This window comes from Rhodopirellula sp. UBA1907 (genome assembly GCF_002337565.1).
Lineage (GTDB): Bacteria > Planctomycetota > Planctomycetia > Pirellulales > Pirellulaceae > Rhodopirellula > Rhodopirellula europaea.
This window is the reverse complement of sequence record NZ_DDGH01000006.1, coordinates 44,150-65,234: the sequence shown is the minus strand read 5'-3', so window position 1 is coordinate 65,234 and position 21,085 is coordinate 44,150. Positions and strand designations below refer to the sequence as shown.

Below are 21,085 nucleotides of genomic sequence, written 5' to 3'. Positions count from 1 at the left end.
GAAAGAGCCGTTTTCGGAAGCGACTTTGTTCCTAGATGAATGCTTTGTCCGTTGGACATTCAGTCAATCTTCTCGATGGAGACGTGGTCAAACTCAACTGTCCCGGTCGCTCCAAACAATCCGATTCGCACAATTCCCTCTCGAGCTGCCCGCGGGACCCTCACCAAACGGCTGTCGTCACGCCACGGGCGGGTTCCTCGATACGGACCCATCGAAAACGTTCCCAGGTCACGCCGTAGCTCGTCGTAGAAACTGATCGCGACCATTGGCCACGCATCCGGATCAGGCCCCTTCACGACTTTCTCGGTTCGAAGGCGGGCAGACAGGCGAATCAAAGAAACTTTGGTTCCGTCGATTGCGATGCCTTGCAACAAGTGCGATCCCAAACCGGGGGTCTCGTTTTCAAACCGTACCAACCCGGAATCCTTCGCACCTTCCGCTCCGTCTGCCGGCAGTGCGACCTGTTCGACTTGGCGACCGTAATACCATCCCGGCACAAATCCCTCCGGATCGTCAGTTCCGGGCGGATCGGAAAAATCTTGGTTGACGACCTTGGGGTTGGCGGGATCAGGCAGCGTTTGGCGAGCGTCCTCCGCCGTGCCCGTCATGGGAACGAACAGTGTCGGTCGCAGCGGTTCGCGAACCAACTCGCCATCACGTTTGGTCATCCGGTACAGCGTTTGTTGATAGCGTTCGCCGACGGGAATGATCATCGATCCGCCTTCGCGAAGTTGTTCCACCAGCGGAACCGGCACCGACTCGGGGCTGCATGTCACGATGATTTTGTCGAAAGGAGAGGCTTCCGGCCAACCAAGGAAACCATCCCCGATGCGAGTGTGGACGTTTTCATAACCCAGTTTGCTGAGTACTCCCGCCGCACGCCTGCCGAGTTCGTCGACAATTTCAATCGAATAGACTTCCGCAACCAAGGGACTGAGTACGGCGGCTTGATAACCACTGCCGGTGCCGATCTCCAGTACCTTGTCGGTCGGTTTGGGGGCAAGCGTTTCGGTCATCGACGCGACGATGAACGGACTGCTGATCGTTTGTGCCGAGCCGATGGGCAAAGCCATGTCGAAGTACGCTTTGTCACGCACGGCCGCGGGAACAAACTCGTGTCGAGGCGTGGTCTCAATCGATTTCAAAACCGCTTCGTTGGTCACGCCCGCGGTGCGAATTCGAGTTTCAACCAGTTTGCGACGTGCAGCCGCGTAATGATCTTCGCGGGCAGATCGTGACGAACCGGTTTGGCCCAGTATCAAATGAGGAGGCTGAGCCAAGGAACTGTCACTGGTCGATGGAGATGGATTGAGAAAGGATTGTGGAGAGCGAGGTGATTGTGACCATGCGGGTGTTGCGATTGCCATCAACACGCAGACCCATCCGAAGCGAGAATGGGCCAACCCCGCACCGCAGGACATCCCAATAACACGGCCAGCAAACGTCGCGGCAGTTCGAGAGTGCTTGCTGTTATTCGCGGACACTTGCTGCTCCGGCATCACTTTACCTCGGGTCTCAGTAGAACAGGTTTGCCGAAGATGTCTTGGAACAATCCGGAATGACTTCGCATTGCGATTTGTTCCAGCGAGACATCGTCGACCCCCGGTGCCGAGATGACCAATCGCTTGCCTTCTTGCGTCACATTGATTTCGCGAATTCGGCCGCTGCGCGTGTCATCCAACGCGATCGCCAATCGCAAAATCGCGGCCATCTTGGCCACCGCCACTCGGTCGTGTCGGTCAAGCGATCCGTATCCTTCGTGGTTGCTTTGTGGTGAAGCCCGGCGGTGATACCGAGCGACCAACGCCACCAACATCAACTCTTGCTGAGACAGCCCAAACAGTTCGCTGTTTCGGATGATGTAGTAAGCGTGTTTGTGGTTGCTGTGCAGGCTGATGTACAAACCGACTTCGTGCAGCAATGCCGACACGTACAAAAGCACTTCGTAGCGAGCGTCCAGTTGATGTTCTTTGGCGAGCTCTTCAAACAAACGGCGAGCCAATTCCGCGACGGCCCGCGAATGGATCTCGTCGATTTGGTACTTGCGTCCGAGTGACACCGCCGAGCGAATGATTTGTTGACGAAATTCGCTGGTCCAGTTGCCGCCTTGAACAATGTCGGCCAGCAACCCGTCTCGCAGATTGATGTCGCTGACCAGGATGTGTTTCAAGTCAAAGTGCCGTGCCAGCATCGTGTAAGCCAGCAGAGCCGGGGCGAGCGTTTCCGCTTCGACAAAGGTCGCGCCAAACTTTTTGACGACCGCGTCTTCGCCCATTTCAAGGATTTGCTGGGTCAGTTCTTCAAGCTTGTCGACTGGAACGCGAGCCAGATTGGTTTCGTCCCAATCTTCGATCAATCGGTGAGCGGCAAATCGGATGTCGCCACCGATCGCGACCAAGTGCAGCTGCGTGTCCGTGCGAACCTGATCACCGATCCGAACCAGGATTCGGCGGATGTGGGTTTCCAGCAATTCTCGCCAGCGCACGCCGCGGGCACCCGATGCATCGAGCGTTTGCAACAATCGCAGCGACCCCAAGCGAAACGACTCACTGTGCAACACGTTGCCGCCGCGAATGACGAGCAACTCGGTGCTGCCACCTCCGACTTCCACCACCAGTGATTTGCTTTCGGCCGTTTCCGCCAAAGCCATCAACTGGGGCGTGATGCCCATGTAAGTGATGCGGTTCACTTCGGCTTCGTCGATCGGTTCGACGTCCAAACCGGTCGCCACATAAACTCGGTCAATGAACGCCACGCGGTTGCTAGCTTCGCGAACGGCGCTGGTTGCGACAACGCGAATGTCGTTTGTTGAGTCGATGCCGTATTCCCGCAGGACTCGGCGGAAACGTCTCAGAACCGCCGCGGCTCGTTCGATGCCTTTGCGAGACAATCGTCGCGTTTCGAATGCATCGCGTCCCAGGTCGACGGGTTGCAGCAGTGACTCAAGGGTTCGCACGCTGCCGTCGTGCAGGATTTCAGCGATGGCCATCCGGATGCTGGTCGCGCCAATGTCAATCGCGGCAACGGTTCTGGGTGAACTGTCCAGCGGCGGCGTCGCGATGTGCGAGGTTGCCGTGTTGATGTGCGGAGCCGTTGCGGTGCTTCGCGGTGAGAGTGGATTGTCCATGTGCTTCACTCGGTTTCCTATGCGGTGGATGCGAGAGGGACATCGAATCCGTGTCGTCGCAAAACATCAATTGCCTGTTCACCGCCCAAACACACTTCCGCCTTCCATCCGTGAGCGAGTGCGGCTTCCACGTTTTCCTCGCGATCGTCGACGAAGAGAATTTCTTCCGGTCGCAATTCCGCATTGTCGCCTTCGCCCGGTCGCATTGCCAAGCACTCGCTGGCCAACTTCATTGCCGTTTCATAAATGACGCGGTCCGGTTTCATGCTCTGGGCCTCGTAGCTGACGACTTGCACGTCGAATGGACCGCTCATGATTTCCCAGCCTCGGCCGTTGACCCAGTTCCAATGGGCCGCACACGTGTTGCTGAGGATTCCGATCGGCACCTTCGCCTCACGCAATGATTGCAGAACGGCAACCATCGACTCGATCGGTGTGAACATGTCACTGATCGCTCGCATGATGTCGCCTGTTGCGACCATCCCATTGGGCTGCACCAACGTCGCGTAAGCATCACGAACCGCTTGGGCGAACTCCTCTTCTGAGATCAGTCCGGTTTCCAGCTGATTTTGCAAACCACCAACGTGAAGGATTTCGTCGGACGCTTCGCGGGTTCCACCGAACAAGTCCGCCACATTGTCGCTGGCAAGGTTGCGGTCAAACGAGACCAGGATGTTCCCGAGGTCGAAGTAAACAAATCGAATGTCGGATGCCATCAGTCCAGTCCAAGAATGCGCAGATTACGATACCAAGCTTCCGCGGGTTTTCCGGAATGGATTTGCAACGCGATCACGCCAACCTGGGGAATGCCTTCTTCGGTTTCAATGTAGTCGACCGTCTGAACACCGTTGAGGCTGATTTGGATTCGAGGTCCGTGGCATACAATCCGCATCTTGACCCAGTCGGTTTGTTCGGGCCGGTCGGTTTGTTCCGGTGTCGCTGATTGTGAGTCTTGATCGGCTTGTTCGGATGTTTTGTTTGCAGTGCCCTGCCCTGCCGCCGGTTGTTTCCACTCGACCTCGAACGGCGGTTCGGGCAATTGCAGCATCCGACGCCGTCGAGATTCATCGTACAACGCACCCCAAATGGATCGTTCAGCGGAATAACCCGCGTCAGCCTGGTACCCGATCATCTCATGCGGAGGCACATCGTCGCTTTTCTTCGGGCGTCGAGATCGAAACTGGATCCCGGCGTTGCGGCCTTCGCCACGCATTCGAATTTCGGCCCGAAATTCGAAGTTGTCAAACTTCTCGGTCGTGGCCAGAAACTGGTTCTTGGGAATCGGTTGGTCGAGACGGCCTGCCACGATCGATTCGTCTTCGATCCGGAACCACGAAGCATCCCCCTCAAATCCCGCCAGGATTCGGCCGTCAAACAACGACCGGCTTCGAGTTTTGAATTCTTCATCGCTGACGCCGAGATCTTCGCTCGGTTTCTCCGCCGTGGTCGCCAATTTGGGTTGGTCTTGGGCTTGAGTGCCCTGCCCCGCCGCCACCCAGACGACCGCCAACATCAACGCCGCGGTGACATGAGCAAACGAGACTTTCGCGGACAACAAATGGGGTGTGCTCATGGTCGAAATTCGCTTTTTTGAATTGAAACCGGTCTCAATTCCGAACGGTAGAGAAGGGAACTTTGTCTGGGGTGTTCGTGAGATGAACTGCCCCGTCTTTGTAGTTTTCATGTCACCGATCATACTCTTTGACCCTTTCAAGGTGTTGCCACCCATCTCCGGCCGCTTTCCCCTGCCAAAACGATCTCATGACCGCGTCTCAGCCTGAATCCGATTCCAATGCACTGAACAAGTACAGCAGCAAGATCACCCAGCCGAAAAGCCAGGGTGCGTCGCAGGCAATGCTCTACGCCACCGGCATGTCCTCCGAGGACATGAACAAGCCTCAAGTCGGCATCGGCAGCATGTGGTACGAGGGCAACAGCTGCAACATGCACTTGTTGGATCTTGCCGCGGACGTCAAAGCGGGTGTCACCGCCGCCGGCATGGTCGGCATGCGTTTCAACACCATCGGTGTCTCGGACGGCATCTCGATGGGCACCGACGGGATGAGTTTCTCCTTGCAGAGTCGCGATCTGATTGCCGACTCGATCGAAACGATCATGGGGGCTCAGTGGTATGACGCGTTGATCACCCTGCCCGGTTGCGACAAGAACATGCCTGGTTGTTTGATGGCGATGGGACGCCTGAATCGTCCCGCCATCATGGTCTACGGCGGAACCATCAAGCCCGGCAGCTACCGCGACGAGAAGCTGGACATTGTCAGCGCGTTCCAGTGTTACGGCCAATACATCGCCGGACAAATCAGCGAAGAAGAACGCAGTGAAATCGTTCGTCGAAGTTGTCCCGGTGCGGGAGCCTGCGGCGGCATGTACACCGCCAACACCATGGCCACCGCGATCGAAGCCTTGGGCATGGCCTTGCCCTACTCCGCCAGCATCCCTGCTGAGCATCCTGAAAAGAAAGAGGAATGCAAACGAGCTGGTCTGGCCATCCTGGAACTGCTGAAGAAAGACATCAAGCCTCGCGACATCATGACTCGCGGCGCATTCGAAGACGCGATGGTGACGTTGATGGCTCTCGGTGGCAGCACCAACGCGGTGCTTCACTTGATCGCGATGGCTCGCAGTGTTGATGTACCATTGACGATCGAAGACTTCCAATCGGTCAGCGATCGCACACCGTTCTTGGCCGACTTGAAACCCAGCGGCAAGTTCGTGCAAGAAGACCTTCACAGCGTTGGTGGCACGCCCGCCGTGATGAAGTACTTGCTCGAAAAGGGCATGATCAAAGGCGAGCACATGACCGTCACTGGCAAGACTCTGGCCGAGAACTTGGCCGATTTGCCTGGTTTGAAGACCGGTCAAAAAATCGTGTCGACGGTCGAAGAGCCAATCAAAAAATCAGGTCACATTCGAATCCTGAAGGGCTCGCTGGCAACCGAAGGCGCTGTCGCGAAAATCACCGGGAAAGAAGGGCTGCAATTCAGCGGACCGGCTCGTGTGTATGACAACGAGGAGCTGATGCTCGCAGCCTTGGAGCAAAAGCAAATTCAAAAGGGCGACGTCGTCGTGATCCGTTACGAAGGACCCAAGGGCGGACCCGGCATGCCTGAGATGTTGACTCCGACCAGTGCCATCATGGGTGCTGGTTTGGGAAGCGACGTCGCGATGCTGACGGACGGCCGTTTCAGCGGCGGCAGCCATGGCTTCATCGTCGGCCACATCACGCCCGAAGCCCAAGTCGGTGGTCCGATCGCGTTGATCGAAGATGGCGACACGATCACGATTGATGCCGAAACGAACTCGTTGGATTTGGAAGTCGACGCGGCGGAATTGGAAGCTCGTCGATCCAAGTGGACCGCACCGCCACTGAAAGCCACTCGCGGAACGCTCTACAAGTACATCAAGTGCGTGAAGAGCGCCAGCGAAGGCTGCGTCACCGACGAGTGAATCGGTAGTTGTTGAGTGCAACGGGCTTGGAAGCCCATTGTACGAGCGAGAGTACGCTGGGCTTCCAAGCCCGGCGACCAGCAAAACGTACGCTGGGCTTCCAAGCCCGGCGAAATCTAGCTCAATGCACTACAACCGAGCCGGATTGACCGGAACCGTCGGGATCTCACCCGACGCTTTGGCTCGCAGCAACGGACGCAATCGCCGGATGGCAGCAAGAGCTCGCTCATCCGGATTCTCGGCCAGGTTCTCGAATTCGTTCGGATCGCTTTGGTGGTCGTAAAGCTCGACCCCGTGCCGGCCTTCAGCCCATTCGGTGTATCGGTAGCGATGCGTGCGAATGCTGCATCCCATCACTTGCTCGGGCAATCGATCGTCCGCGGGACGCAAGACTTGCGTGATCGCCGTGCCGTTCCACTGGGCGACCGGATCGTTCAGCAATGGTTTCAAGCTGCGACCGGCCAAACCGCTGGGTGAATCGATGCTAGCCAGATCGGTGAGCGTCGGGTAGATGTCCACGAACTCGACAATCCGATTGCAGGACCCGTGTCCTGTTTGCGATGGACCGCGAATGATCAACGGTGCTTGGGCTCCTTCTTCGAACAGCGTTCGCTTCTGCCAGACTCCGTTGTGTTCCCCAAGGTGGTAACCGTGATCGCTCCAGAAAACCACGATCGTGTTGTCGGCCAGTTCCAAATCCTCGAGAGCCGCGAGCAAGCGTCCGACTTGAGCGTCGACAAACGAAACGCACGCGTAGTAAGCCTGGGTCGCTTTTAACAGCGTTGGTTCATCGAGCCCATAGTTGGGAACCGGACAATTGTGAGCGAACGCCGCCGTAGGAATGTCATCGCGATCACCGGCGGGAGCGAAGGGCAATCGCAGTGACTCCAGCGGGTACATGTCAAAGTATTTCTTCGGTGCGACATAAGGTGTGTGTGGTCGAAAGAAACCGACACCCAAGAAGAATGGTTCGTCTTTCTTTTCTCGCATGATGCGGATAGCTTCCGTCGCGATCATGCCATCGGTCTGTTCATTGTCTTCGCCATCAGCCGCAAACCAACTGAGTGCACCACTGATCTTGCGGTGCGGTTCCGCGTTGAAGATGAGGTGTTCTTCGTCCTTGTCGCGTCCCTTGGGATTGACCGTTGCGTTCCATGATGGCGGGTCATCAAAGCCGTCCGTTCCGATCGAGGCCGGCACGTTGTAGTGATAGATCTTGCCGACTCGAGCGGCGAAGTAACCGGCCTGCTGGAATGCTTGCGACAACGTGACGACGTTTGGAACTTCGTCGCGAAAATGTCGGTCGAGGTCGTAGACTTTGATTTGATCGGGACGCAGTCCGGTCATCACCGACGCTCGCGTGGGATTGCAAAGCGGCAGTTGGTTGTACGCTCGGCGGAAACAGGTTCCAGTCGCCGCCAATCGGTCGATGTTGGGTGTCTTGGCAACCACATCGCCGTAGCAACCCAGCGTCGATGCCAAGTCGTCGACGGCAATGAACAACACATTGGGTTTGGAAGGCTTGGGTTGCGTTTCCGCGTTTGCCGGCGCCGCGTGATTGGCAATGCACGCGATGACTGTTGCGAGCATCCACAGGCAGTTGCTGCGTTGGGTGCGGATGGAATGCGATGAGAAGGAGGGTGCCAGGTGCATGGGGTACGTGAGGATGTGGGGAGGGAACCGGGGCAGCGGAGGAGTGAGTTTAGTTGGTCGGTAGTTGATTCAACGGGCTTGGAAGCCCGTTGTACGGACAAAGTACGCTGGGCTTCCAAGCCCGGCGCGAGCGAGAACAGTACGCTGGGCTTCCAAGCCCGGCAAAAACAGACGTCCACTCCGCGCTCTTGCCTTCATCGACGCGAAGACAAATCGCTCGGCTCGATGCGTGTGAATTCCACAAAGTATGCCCCGCGAATTTTCTGACTGGCCGCGTCACGCAACCAGGTCTGCAATCGATGCGGACCAGCGGCGAGGTCGATCTCGAAGGTGACGGATGATTCTTCCGGCTTCAGCGTTTGGGTTTGCTCGATCGAACCCAGGCGAAGGCGAGCCTGGTCGGCTTGGATGGGAGCCAACGCGTCATCGGGGAATCGTCGTAGCTCAATGCTGTATCGCCCCGCTTCCGCGACTTCAATTTCCCAGAAACCGTTGATCAGCAGATCGTTGTCCGGCAATTGAGACGGTTTCCAAATCACTCTCCCTTCGGTCGGGTGCCAGTCTCGGACCGTGATCAGTGTGGGCGTGGTGTCCTTGCCGACGATGAACCGAACCGCGTCCTTGCGGCTTCCGTGAACGTCCTCAAAGTAGGCGTCATACGCAGCACGCAGTTCACGCACCACCTCAGGATGCTCGGCGGCGATGTTCTTGAATTGCCCGGGATCGTTTCGAATGTCGTACAGTTCGTCGCGAAACAATCGCCATCGGTCTGTCAGCACAGCAAAAGGTGGCTGTGCCCTGCCCTGCGTCTTCGTTGCGGAGACAACGATGTCTGATTGACGTTCAATGATCAGGGTTCGTTCTGGCCACTGCTGGGAAGAACCACCGAGCAGTCCCGCCATCGAACGCCCGTCGAAGGAGACGTCGGCTGGTCGCTTCAGATCACAAAGATCGATCAGGGTTGGTAACCAGTCACGATGGCAAGTCAATTGGTGGACTCGGCGATTGCCGTCCCACTTCGCAGGCCAACTTGCAAAGCAGGGAACACGGTGTCCGCCTTCGTAGACCGAGCCCTTCTTGCCTCGCATGCCCGCGTTGAATCCGTCCTTCCGATTTTGTTCGCTGGCTCCTTGCGCCGTGCCATTGTCGCTCATGAAAACCAGCAACGTGTTGTCGCGCAGGTTGTCTTGGTCGAGCTTCTTCAGCAGTCGGCCAAGGTTCTCGTCAAAATTTTGAATCATCCCATAGAACGCGGCACGCTTCGGTTCGATCCCTTGCTGCTCGAATGGGTCGGAATAACGATCGGCAACCAGGTAGGGACTGTGCATCGCATTGGTTGGAAGGTAAACGAAGAACGGTTGTTCGGATTCCTCCTGGATGAAGTCCATCACTTCATCGAACCAGATGTCGGTGCAGTATCCGTCGAACGATTCCGGCGTTCCGTTTCGATAGTAGGTGTCGTCGAAGTAATCATTGCCGGTCGGGTTTCCGATTTCGTCTGCCCCGCCCGCCATGTGACGAACCACGGTTTCAAAACCTCGTTCGCGAGGTGCAAATGGTGGTGGATCTCCCAGATGCCACTTGCCGAACAGGCCGGTCCGATATCCCGAGTCGCGAAAAATTTCGGCCATGGTTGTTTCGTCGGGATCGAGCAACTGGCGGCCTTCGGTGACCGCCCACGCACCCACTCGCGTGCAGTAGCGGCCCGTCATCAATGCGGCTCGAGAGGGTGTGCAAACCGGATCGACATGAAAGTTTTCCAGTCGCACACTTTGCGTTGCGAGCCGATCCAGGTTGGGTGTGTTGAGCCAAGGGTTGCCGTGGCATGACATGTCGCCGTAACCCTGGTCATCGGTCACAACCAAGATCACGTTGGGGCGAGACTCTTTCGCGGTTTGAGCCCATGCAGGAGAGCAAGTCGTCAGGTAGGCGGCGAGGAGGATCCAAATTCGATGGTGCATGGAGTGGCTGATGATCGGAATGGTGTGGGGACAATTGCAATCGAGGTCAACCATCGTATTCCCCGAGGCGGACTTGTCGTTTGAACGTGATGCCAATGTGGCGATGGAATCGCGAAAGTGGTTTGCTCGTTTGACCGATCGTGTGTGTGGGACAGAACTTACGAAGCGTCGAATGGGGCCAGTTTTTCAGTGGCGTTTTCGTCGGTTGAACAGGGCTCCATAGAGCATCAGGCGTCAGCATGGGTTACCCTGGTTGAGTTCGGTTGACCTCCCAAACTCAAACCCGATGCGTCTGGCAGGACGCGAAGGATTCATTCACCCGTGGCCCAACATCGCATGCGAGTTCGTATTCTGACGACCCTCGGAAAACCGCTGACGCTGTTGTTGCTGGCGATCTTGTTGGGTGGCCATGTGTTTGCCGATGACATCGCAGAATCGTCGCGTGTGTCTGAATCCGAAGCGTTGTTCGTTCGCCGGGTGGCACCGCTGCTTCGCGAAAAGTGTTTGGGGTGTCATGGGCAGGACCCGGAGTTGATCGAAGGCTCGTTGGATTTGCGTTCGTTCGCTGGCTTAAAAGTTGGCGGCGACAGCGGGGAAGCCGCGGTTGTTCCTGGTGAGCCGGAACACAGCCCTTTGTATCTCGCATCGACCCGAACCAGCGATGATTGGTCGGAGATGCCACCCAAGGAAGCTGAGCAACTTTCAGAGCAGCAACTGGAATGGCTGCGAGACTGGATTGCGTCCGGTGCGGTTTGGCCGGACGAGGATCGCGTGGCCGAGATCCAAGCGGCCTATGAAAGCGAATGGTCCGCCGAAGATGGCATCGCTGTCGCAACGTCCGGTGGGCTTGATGAACATTGGACGAACCGGAAATATGACCCGACCGGATTGTGGGCCTATCAACCGGTGCAGAAGCCTGCGTTGAAGACGGATCGAAATCCGATCGATGTCGTGATCGAAGACGGCTTGGCTGACGGGACCGACCTGGCACCGCGTGCCGATCGTCGAACCCTCATTCGCCGAGCGACTTACGACTTGACCGGATTGCCGCCGACGCCTTCGGAGGTGGAACGTTTTTTCCAAGACCCGGCTGACGACCATGAGGCATTTGAAAAGTTGGTCGAGCGATTGCTGCAGTCACCTCACTACGGCGAGCGGATGGCTCAGCATTGGTTGGATGTCGTTCGCTACGCCGACTCCTCCGGATTTGCGAATGATTTCGAACGGGGGAACGCGTGGCGGTATCGCGACTACGTCATCCGCTCCTTCAACGAAGACAAGCCGTACGACCAATTCATTCGAGAACAGATCGCGGGCGACGAGATCGATCCCAACGATCCCGAGTGTTTGATCGCCACCGGTTTTTTGCGGATGGGACCTTGGGAGTTGACTTCGATGGAGGTCGCCAAGGTGGCTCGTCAAAGATTCCTCGACGATGTGACCAACAGCGTCGGTGAAACGTTTTTGGGGCATTCCTTGCAGTGTGCTCGCTGTCACGATCACAAGTTTGATCCGATCCCGACGCGAGATTATTACTCCGTCCAAGCGGTCTTCGCGACGACACAGCTCGCCGAACGAAAGGCTGATTTCTTAGACGAAGAGAACCGGGCTGGCTTTGATGAGAAACGTTATCTCGATCGTTCAAAACATATTCACGAGCGAACGCTTGAGGAAATCGAACAGGTGCTCTTGGATAACTCGCAACTTTGGTTTCAGGAAAACGGCAAGGACCCGGCTGCTTGGAACGAGGAACTGAAACGTTTGCGATCCAAGGGGAAAGTGAAATCGCTGTTCACATCCGCTCGCAATGCGATGCGAGCGGCGGGAATTCCTGAGAGCGACTACCCGCCCAAGTTGGTCGGGTTCACGCCGGAGCAATTTGGGAAGGAACGCGTCGCACGAAAGGGACTGCAACGTTTGCGTTGGGAACAAGATCGCTACCAGCCGTATGCTTTGGCTGTCTACAGCGGACGAACCGTTTCGCGAACTTCGGTCATGAGTCCGATTCGAATGCCAAAGGATCGGTGGACGAAGGGAGAGCTGGAATCCAGCGTGATCTTGACCGGCGGTGATCCCTTTTCGGCCGGCGAAGCGGTTTCGCCAGGCGTGCTGAGCGTGATTGAGAACCAAGTCTCGGCGGACATTCCGGTTGCTATTGAAGGACGCCGGGCCGCATTCGCCAATTGGGTGGCGGCACCCGAAAACCCTTTGACGTCTCGCGTGATCGTCAATCGATTGTGGCAATGGCATTTCGGAGACGCCATCGCGGGCAATGCTAACAACTTTGGTGCCACGGGAAAACCACCGACGCATCCAGAGCTACTGGATTGGTTGGCGGCCACACTGGTGGAAGAGAACTGGTCGATCAAAGCGATGCATCGCCGGATTATGAACTCAGACGTGTATTGTCGTTCCAGTTCCAACGCATCGACTCAGCCATATCAAGGGTTCAAGACGCGACGGCTGAGTGCCGAAGAATTGCGGGATTCGATGTTGGCCGTGACCGGAGAACTGAACCCGGTGTTGGGCGGGATCCCATGTCGCCCCGAGATCAATCAGGAGGTTGCGTTGCAGCCTCGGCAAGTCATGGGGACGTTCGCCGCCGCTTGGGTTCCCAATCCCAAACCCGAGGACCGGCACCGGCGATCCATTTATGTGTTGAAGCTTCGCGGATTGATTGCCCCGTTCCTGGAAGTGTTCAATGTGCCGTCGCCCGATTTCTCCTGTGAGCGACGTTCCGCCTCCACGGTCACGCCCCAAGTCTTCAGCCTCTTCAATGGGCAAAGCACGCACTCTCGTGCTTTGGCGCTCGCGGATCGGGTGCGTCGCGAAACGGAATCGGACGAGGACGCGATCACCCGGTGTTTTGAACTGGTATTGTCTCGATCGCCTTCGAGCGAAGAGATGAATGAGATGCTGGCACACTGGTCTCGCGTGCAAGAAATTCTTCCGGCGTCGCCACCCGAACGTTCCCGGCCGCCTTTGGAAGTGGTTCGCAAGGCGGTGGAAGAGAACACTGGTGAGAAGTTTGAGTTTGTTGAACACTTGCACGCCAACGTGGACTTTCAACCCGATTTGCAACCGGCCGATGTGGATCGCCACACGTGGGCGTTGGCGGACGTTTGTTTGGTGCTGCTGAACTGCAACGAGTTTGTCTATGTGTATTGATGTTATTCGGCGTGGTTCGTCCTTGATGAGGTGGATGTGATGTTTGTGATGCCACGACGCGAAAGTTTGTTTCGGATGGGAACGTCGCTGGGTGGGATTGCGCTGGCATCGATGTTGGCGGACGAAGCCTCCGCGGACGCCACACGCGATCAGGACAGCCAAGCCGCACCGATGCAGCCCAAGCCTGGGCATGTTCCAGCCAAAGCGAAGAACTGTATTTTCTTGATGATGGAAGGTGGTCCGTCGCACATCGACACGTTCGATCCCAAGCCCAAACTCAACCAGTTGCACTTGCAGGAGTTTGTTCGCCAAGGGCAACAGAAATCCGCGATGGAAAGCGGCAAACGTTACTTCGTTCAAAGCCCCTTTTCTTTTTCGCGACACGGCGAGAGCGGTGCGCCGATGGCGGACAACTGGACGCATCTGCCGAAGGTCGCGGACGAGCTTTGTTTCTACCGTGGCTGCCAAGTCGACAGCGTCAATCATCCCACCGCGATGTATCAAATGAACTGCGGCAACCGCTTTGGTGGTGATCCCGGCATTGGTGCTTGGGTGACTTATGGGCTTGGTTCCGAGAACCAGAGTCTGCCTGGGTTTATCGTGTTACCAGAGGTTTCGTACCCACAAGGCGGAGCGGCGAATTGGAGCAATGGTTATCTGCCGGCGTTCTATCAAGGCACGCCTCTGCGAGCCAAAGGGTCACCCATTTTGGATCTGCAGCCACCGGTTGGAGTCAGCCGAACGAGGCAGCGATTGAATCTGGACCTGCTTTCGCGGATGAATCAGCGACACGCTGCCAAGCATCCCGAGCATGATGAATTGTCTGCGCGTCTGGAAAGTTACGAGTTGGCGTTTCGGATGCAGACGGAAGTTCCCGAAGCGATGGACCTTTCCGGCGAGACGAAGGAAACGTTCGCTATGTATGGGATCGGGAACGATGCCACCGATGCTTTTGGACGCAAGTGTTTGTTGGCTCGCAAGATGGTTGAGAAGGGAGTGCGTTTCGTTCAGTTGTACAACGGGACCTGGGACAGCCACGATTACATCGAACGGGCTCACGGGAATTTGGTGCGAGGTGTTGACCAACCCATCGCAGCCTTGATCCAAGACTTGAAGCAACGCGGATTGCTCGAGAGCACCTTGGTCGTGTGGTGCGGCGAATTCGGACGCTCACCCGACAACGGCGTTCGCGGCGGGACCGCGTACGGACGCGATCACAACGCCAACGCGATGACGATTTGGATGGCCGGTGGAGGCGTCAACGCGGGACACACAATCGGCGCGACCGATGAGACTGGGATGACGGCGGTCGAAGAGGTGCGGCCGGTTCGTGACTTCCATGTCACGTTGCTGCGGTTGTTGGGGCTCGATGACAACAAGCTGACGTACTATCACGCCGGCCGCTTCAAGCAACTCAGCCAGTTCGGCGGCAAGGTGATTGAGCCGCTGATTGCTTGATAGGGCCGCGGAATGCGTGAATGGAAGTAGCGGAAGGGCGCGAGCCCTCCGGTTTCTCACCGGGCGGCTTGCGCCGCACCGCTAAGTCTTTCGGTCCCGCGAAAATTCGCGTTATGCAACTCGAAGCTGCTGTAGGCCAGGTTCCACCTGGCGATGGTTCTTGGCCGGTGAACGCTGGCCTCGCGAAAACATTTCGGTGACGCCTCGCTTTGTTCCAAAGCATCGGCGTGGGCGCCATGTGGGACATGGCCTACGGGTGTCGTGAACCGAATTCTTGGCGAATCCGGCTACGAATTGACGTGGCCACAGTAGGCCAGGTTTCACCTGGCGATGGTTCTTAGCCGGTGAACGTTGGTCTTGCGAAAACATTTCGATGACGCCTCGCTTTGTTCCAAAGCATCGGCGTGGGTGCCATGTGGGACATGGCCTACGGGCGCCGTGAACCGAATTCTGGGGAATCCGGTTACGAGCAAGCTCCGTGGCTGCTTACGATGCGTTTTCGATCCAGCGGACCAGGCTTCGTACCATCACGCCGGTGGCACCTGCGTCGCGATGAGGTTTGGGCGAGTCAACGAAGGCTGGGCCAGCTATGTCGATGTGAACCCAAGGGACGTCGGCGACAAAGTTCTCCAGGAATTTCGCGGCGGTGATGGCGCCGCCCCAGCGTCCTTCGCCGACGTTCTTGATGTCGGCCACTTTGCTTTTGACTTTGTCGTCGTACAGCGAGAACATCGGCAATTGCCAAACAGGTTCGCACTCGGATTCCGCAGCACTTTGAACCGCGTCGCAAAGGGCTTGGTCGTTGGTCATCAACCCGGCCACGTCGATTCCGAGGGCAACCATGCAGGCACCGGTCAGCGTGGCGAGGTCGACGATGGCTTGGGGTTTTTGTTGCACGGCAACGTCCAGGGTGTCAGCCAATACGACGCGACCTTCGGCGTCGGTGTTGAGGATCTCGATCGTCTTGCCGCTGCGGGTCTCGATCACGTCGCCGAGTTTGTAGCTGTCGCCACTGACCATGTTTTCGGCCAGCCCGCACAGCCCGATGACGTTGCGTGGCACCTTTAGCTTTGCGAGTGCGTTCATCACACCAACGACGGTCGCGGCACCGGCCATGTCGCACTTCATGTCGACCATGCCTTCGCTGGGTTTAAGTGACAATCCACCAGAATCAAACGTGACGCCTTTGCCGACGATCACGAGCGGGGCTTCATCGCCACCGCCGTCGTGACGCAGCATTACCAAACGCGGTGGGCTGGTGGATGCTCGACCGACCGCCAAGATGGCTCGGCAATTTTCAGCTTCCAGTTTTTTCTCATCCCAGACTTCGCACTTCAGTCCGCAATCGCTAGCAATCTTTTCAGCGTATTGAGCGAAGCCGGTTGGGTTCATGATCGACGGTGGCTCGTTGACCAGACGCCGTGTGTGGTTGATCGATTGGCCGAGCTTTTCGCCTCGCGAAACGGCTTCGGCTGAGTAACCAACAAACGCGATCGCGTCGGGAACCGAGACAGATGGTTCGCGTTGATACAGGTGTTGGCCTTCGCACCCGGAGACTGCACCGGCAACAACGGCGTCGTGGTTGTCGGCAGCGACTCCATCGCCCAATGCGAACGTGATCTGCTGGCGAGGTTTGCTGGCCAAGCTGCGAATCACGGCGGCACCCAGTTCAATTGCGGCACCGCGAGTTCGTTTGTCGCTTGCGCCTAGACCAGCGAGCACGATCCATGGTGTTTGAGCGTCGCCGGTTGCGAAGCTGGTCAGCTCACCCGGTTTGCCATTCACTTCGCCGGAGTCGCACGCGTTTTGAACGGTCTTGGCGAGCGATTCAGGCAACGCCGAGATGGCAACGCATTTCGCGGTTGCTTTGCCGTCGGATGATTCCGCTGCATCGCTGGCCGGTTCGACGCCGAGGACCAGCACGCCTGCTTTGGCGAGGTCGAGTTTGGCTTCGGCGGTCAGGGTCAACGAAGGGAAAGGCAAAGGTTGCATTCTTGGATCCGGTGGCGATTGAAAGGACAGGAAGTTGCTGGTCGAGAAGCGGTGAATTGTCGAGTCGGATGTCTACGATTTGGCTTCCGCTTCGTCTTCATCTTTTTTGTATTGGTCGAGTCGGCGATAGAGCGTTCGAGCGCCAATTTGAAGGATTTTCGCTGCTTCTTCGCGATTGTTGCCGGTTAGTTTTAGCGTCTCTTCGATTGCCCAGCGTTCAATTTCAGCCAGCGGCCTGCCGACGAAATTCATGTTGCCTTCGATCAAAGCGGGGCCTTGCGACTCTTCGCCCTCTTGAGGTGCGTTGTCGATCAACTCCGGCGGCAGATCGTCTTCGTCGAGCGACCCGTCGGTGTCCAGCACCACCATGGTTTCGACAAAGTTTCGAAGCTGGCGGATGTTGCCGGGCCAATCGTACGCAAAGAATTTCTTGGTCACCGCGGGAGTGAAATGGGCAGACGATTTGCCATGCCGCCGCAAGAACATTTTGCGAAAATGGTCCATCAACGCGATCACATCGTCACGGCGTTCCCGCAACGGCGGCAACTCGATCGTCACCACCTTGAGTCGAAAGTAAAGGTCGTTTCGGAATGTTCCCGCGTCGATCATTTCTTCGAGTGGGCGGTTGGTGGCCGAGATCAAGCGAACGTTGACCTTGATCGACTTGTTCCCACCGACGCGAGTGATTTGGCTTTCTTCCAGCACTCGCAGCAGCTTGATCTGGGTGCTCATCGGCATGTCGCCGACTTCGTCCAAGAACAGCGTGCCGCCGTTGGCATATTCAAACGCACCTTCTCGGTCGGAGACAGCGTCGGTGAAGGATCCTTTGACGTGGCCGAACAGTTCACTCTCGACCAAATTCTCGGACACCGCCCGTGTGTTGAGCGCGACGATGCGTTTGTTTTTACGAGGGCTGTTTTGGTGGATGGCTTGTGCCACCATCTCTTTGCCGGTTCCGGATTCACCGGTGATCAGCACGGTAGCGTCGGTGGCCGCGATGCGTCGCAAACGATCGATGACCGTCTGCATTTTTTTGCTGGTGTAGATGATGCCTTCGAAACCGAATCGTTCATCGAGTCGCTGCATCAACTCGGTGTTTGTTCGTCGCAGTTCGACGTTCTCGGCCGCTTTTTCGACGATCGCCCGGAGGCGACTGGGAGTGATCGGTTTCTCAAGGAAATTGAACGCGCCTTGCTGCATCGCTTCGACAGCAATCGGAACCGTCGCGTGCCCGGTTACCATCACGACTTCGCATTCGGGCAGCCGTTCCTTTGCCAGGGCGAGGATTTTCATTCCGTCAACGTCGTTCATCACCATGTCCGTGATGATGATGTCGAACGTTTCTCGCTGGATCAGGGCGGCCGCATCGGGGCCGCTGGTTGCGACTTCGCAAACGTAGCCGACCTTCTCCAGACTCTCCGTCATCGCTCGCGCGTGGGCAGCTTCATTGTCGACCACTAACAGACGGTACTTCGAACGATCCGGCGGTTCGGCGGGAGAATCGGTGGCGGCAGTGAGATCGGAAGTCATTCAAATCAGACGGATGACGAGAAGGGCTGACGAAAAACGACCCCATTTCGCGGTCGCGAGCCCTAGATTCTAAGCCAGTCGAGTTCCCTGGGAACCATGTCTCCGAAACCCGTTCTCGGGGCTTCCACCCCGAGCTACTGATGACGGCCCCATCCGGGGCGAGTTCGTAGCAAGGGCTCCGGGGGAGTCTTCCCATGAGACGCGAGAGGCAGCACGCAAATTGAAAATGGCTTTGCTTGCCGATTGCGGTCATTGAAAAAGTTAAATTGACAATTGGAAATTGTAAATTTGATTGGTCTCCTGCCGGCGAGCGACCCAATGGATCAGCGTGGTGAAGATTTGGAAGATCGGCTACTGGATTTTGCGACACGCGTCGGGAAATTGGTCGAAGCGTTGCCGGAGACCCGCCTGGGGCGGCACATCGCTGGCCAGCTGGTGCGAAGTGGCACTTCGCCCGCACCCAACTATGCCGAAGCGTGTGCCGCTGAAAGCAAGAAGGACTTCGTTCACAAGCTGGGGATCGCGTTGAAGGAGCTTCGTGAATCGCGAACTTGGGTCAAGCTAATTTTGAAGTCGGAGATGCTTTCCGATGACCGCATCAAACCGCTTCTCGATGAGTGCATCCAACTGTGCAACATCATTGGGAAATCTGTTGTGACGGCAAAAACAAATCTCCAGAACCCGAAGTAGCTGTCCTCCAACCAACAATTTGAAATTTACAATTGTCAATTTAACTTTTTCAATTGCCTTCGCCGCGGACGTCCTGACCATTGGGCCTAAATCGGCGAGTCATTCTGCTACGACTTGGAATGGATTGGCGGCGGCTTCGGATTCTTTTTGGAATCGTTCGGCGAGGTCGGCGTCTTTTTCTGAGAGTGCTGCCAGTGGGACTTCGATGGTTTTGTTGTCGGCGGATTTCAGGCGGAGCTTGTCGTCCTTGATCGCTAGGAACGACGCCTCGATTTTAAACTTCCCGGTTTTGTCCGTCCAAGTTCGGATCGCATCCATTTCAAATTCGGAATCAGCTTCTTCCATCCCTTCCGGTTCATTCACCACAACCTTGGGTTTCGGAGCCACACGCCGAGTTCGTGGGGCGGGCCGTGTGTCGACAGGCTGCTCGACCGTGTCGGGTGGGTATCGCAACAGCGAGACTTTGACGCGTTCGATGCGGCCATGCCCACCAACGGACTGGACCGAGACTTCGTTGCGTTCGTGGATCTCTTTCACTTCCACCGCTTCGAAACCGCTGAACCGTTCGCGTGATTTCGCCAGGATCTGGCCCACAACCAAGCGGCTGGCCGTGGTGACCGGGCCACCGGTCCGCTTCACCGTTCCAATCCCGCGGCTGTAATCGCGACGGTCTTCCGCCATCTGCTTGATCGATTCGTCGTAGCGAGCCGCCGCCGAATAGTAAAAGTATTTCAGGTTGTTGTCGGAGATTTCTGCCCGTTTCAAGAGTGCTTGTGCGAGCTCGGGGTCTTGTCGTTGATTCCTGGAATTCAGTTCTGACATGGCACGGTGAGCCTCAGCGACAGACGAACCCGGGGCCAACGCTTGCAGCCACTGCTTGCGTTCCGCGTCCGTGAATGGACGCGTGCGTTTGAGAGTCGCTTCTTTCGCCGCAGCGATTTTGGCGGCGCGTTCCTGTTCCGTTTCACGAACAAGCGAAATGGAAACGGGAACCTTCACTTCCACACCATCCTCAGCTTGGAAGATCACCCGATTGATTTGCAGTTGTTCATAGAAGCCATCGTCCAAGTTGAAGAACGCGATGCCTTCACCCTGCATCTTCAGCGGTGGATCGGATTCAGGAGCGGATAACTCGTATTGGTGGTCAATCTTCATCCGGTTGCGAACCGCTGGATGAGCGACGTACTTCCACTTCTCGGTCGCGATGGAAAGCTTTTTGTTGTTCAGACCCGCGTGGCTGGCGAACGATGGTGTCATTCCAAAGGGGCTGCTGACACGCGCGATGGTGGTTGTGTCGGATTCATCCCAAGTCACCGCCACATCGGCACCGTTGTCGGCTGCGCGTTGATTGACGGGAACCGCATCGGCTGGAGGCAATGGAGCGATAGCAAGTTGGCCAAGCGTTCCCAGTAGAAGGCCCATCATCTCGTCTCGTTGTACCACCTCGACTTTGCCACTCGGGGTGATGCCCAACAAGGCTCCCCGGCATGAAACTGATTCGAGAGTCGGCAAAGGCGAGTCGCTGCTACTGCGAAAGAATGAGTGGGAGCGGGAGTGTTTGCCCTGCAGGTCGCCCGTCACGTTCAGTTGGATCAATTCCGGCGTGGCGGATTTGACGTGATAAGTCAACGTGCCGGGGTATTTGCCAGCGTCCTTACCGATGCCGATCTGAATGTTGATTTTGTAGGTGACCATTTCGCCAACCTTCGAGCTGAAACGAACCGGTTCAGCTGCTGAGGCAGAAGACGTGGTCAGCAATGAGTCGCATATTGCCATGCCAAATAACAGCATGCCGACCAGGAGTGTCAACGAACCATTCAATCGATGAGTCATGTCGTCGTCGCCTGAGAAAATGGGAGTAGAGGACCCCCATGTTAATGACTCAACGCATCCTCTGTGAACGGAAACAGCCGCTCAATGGCGGCTGTTTCTTGAAACGTTCACACTGCAATCAGGCGTTTTGTGCGTACCGGCGTTGCAGCGATTCGACTTCCATCGGTGTGTCACGCATGGCGACCATCGCTCGCACGGCGGCTTCAGC

General features: G+C 56.8%; 13 protein-coding genes. 4 read left to right on the top strand and 9 right to left on the bottom strand.

Annotation, left to right across the window (positions count from 1 at the left end):
• Positions 1 to 59 precede the first annotated feature (59 nt).
• From B2R17_RS02150 to B2R17_RS02135, 4 genes are read right to left on the bottom strand one after another with little or no spacing between them, the layout of a single operon-like run.
• Positions 60 to 1,499: a protein-L-isoaspartate(D-aspartate) O-methyltransferase gene (locus B2R17_RS02150; RefSeq protein WP_286762648.1), complete on the bottom strand. Its 1,440-nt coding sequence runs from the start codon at positions 1,497 to 1,499 to the stop codon at positions 60 to 62.
• Positions 1,499 to 3,127: a Ppx/GppA phosphatase family protein gene (locus tag B2R17_RS02145; protein WP_008656841.1), complete on the bottom strand. Its 1,629-nt coding sequence runs from the start codon at positions 3,125 to 3,127 to the stop codon at positions 1,499 to 1,501. Before B2R17_RS02145 ends, B2R17_RS02150 begins: the two co-directional genes overlap by 1 nt.
• Positions 3,128 to 3,144: 17 nt before the next feature.
• A complete protein-coding gene (locus B2R17_RS02140) occupies positions 3,145 to 3,843 on the bottom strand; it encodes an HAD family hydrolase (RefSeq protein WP_008656842.1) in 699 nt (232 codons plus the stop codon).
• Positions 3,843 to 4,700 (bottom strand): 3-keto-disaccharide hydrolase, encoded by an 858-nt coding sequence (locus tag B2R17_RS02135; protein WP_286762647.1) that lies wholly within the window; start codon positions 4,698 to 4,700, stop codon positions 3,843 to 3,845. Before B2R17_RS02135 ends, B2R17_RS02140 begins: the two co-directional genes overlap by 1 nt.
• Before the next feature lie 188 nt (positions 4,701 to 4,888).
• Between B2R17_RS02135 and ilvD the strand changes: the two genes are divergently transcribed.
• On the top strand, positions 4,889 to 6,592 hold the full coding sequence (ilvD, locus tag B2R17_RS02130) for a dihydroxy-acid dehydratase (protein WP_286762646.1): 1,704 nt from the start codon (positions 4,889 to 4,891) through the stop codon (positions 6,590 to 6,592).
• 129 nt (positions 6,593 to 6,721) lie between these two features.
• On the opposite strand, the gene B2R17_RS02125 is transcribed toward ilvD, so the two are convergent.
• Together B2R17_RS02125 and B2R17_RS02120 are read right to left on the bottom strand one after the other, a co-directional pair.
• Entirely contained in the window at positions 6,722 to 8,182 is a 1,461-nt protein-coding gene (locus B2R17_RS02125) for a sulfatase (protein ID WP_286762645.1), read from the bottom strand.
• A 257-nt stretch (positions 8,183 to 8,439) separates the two neighbouring features.
• Entirely contained in the window at positions 8,440 to 10,260 is a 1,821-nt protein-coding gene (locus B2R17_RS02120; protein WP_286762644.1) for an arylsulfatase, read from the bottom strand.
• A gap of 267 nt (positions 10,261 to 10,527) precedes the next feature.
• On the opposite strand from B2R17_RS02120, the gene B2R17_RS02115 reads away from it, so the two are divergent.
• Together B2R17_RS02115 and B2R17_RS02110 are read left to right on the top strand one after the other, a co-directional pair.
• Positions 10,528 to 13,374, top strand: a complete 2,847-nt coding sequence (locus B2R17_RS02115; RefSeq protein WP_286762643.1) for a PSD1 and planctomycete cytochrome C domain-containing protein — start codon at positions 10,528 to 10,530, stop codon at positions 13,372 to 13,374.
• A gap of 30 nt (positions 13,375 to 13,404) precedes the next feature.
• The gene (locus tag B2R17_RS02110) at positions 13,405 to 14,832 is read left to right on the top strand and encodes a DUF1501 domain-containing protein (RefSeq protein WP_286762642.1); all 1,428 of its coding nucleotides are present in this window, start codon (positions 13,405 to 13,407) and stop codon (positions 14,830 to 14,832) included.
• A 486-nt stretch (positions 14,833 to 15,318) separates the two neighbouring features.
• Here B2R17_RS02110 and B2R17_RS02105 read toward each other — a convergent pair whose 3' ends face one another.
• Positions 15,319 to 16,824 (bottom strand): leucyl aminopeptidase, encoded by a 1,506-nt coding sequence (locus tag B2R17_RS02105; RefSeq protein WP_286762641.1) that lies wholly within the window; start codon positions 16,822 to 16,824, stop codon positions 15,319 to 15,321.
• A 72-nt stretch (positions 16,825 to 16,896) separates the two neighbouring features.
• Positions 16,897 to 18,354, bottom strand: coding sequence for a sigma-54-dependent transcriptional regulator (locus tag B2R17_RS02100; RefSeq protein ID WP_286762640.1), 1,458 nt, complete (start codon positions 18,352 to 18,354; stop codon positions 16,897 to 16,899).
• Between the two features lie 288 nt (positions 18,355 to 18,642).
• Here B2R17_RS02100 and B2R17_RS02095 point away from each other — a divergent pair, with 288 nt between their 5' ends.
• A complete protein-coding gene (locus tag B2R17_RS02095) occupies positions 18,643 to 19,044 on the top strand; it encodes a four helix bundle protein (RefSeq protein WP_286762639.1) in 402 nt (133 codons plus the stop codon).
• 99 nt (positions 19,045 to 19,143) lie between these two features.
• On the opposite strand, the gene B2R17_RS02090 is transcribed toward B2R17_RS02095, so the two are convergent.
• Positions 19,144 to 20,877, bottom strand: a complete 1,734-nt coding sequence (locus B2R17_RS02090; protein ID WP_286762638.1) for an SHD1 domain-containing protein — start codon at positions 20,875 to 20,877, stop codon at positions 19,144 to 19,146.
• Positions 20,878 to 21,085 lie beyond the last annotated feature (208 nt).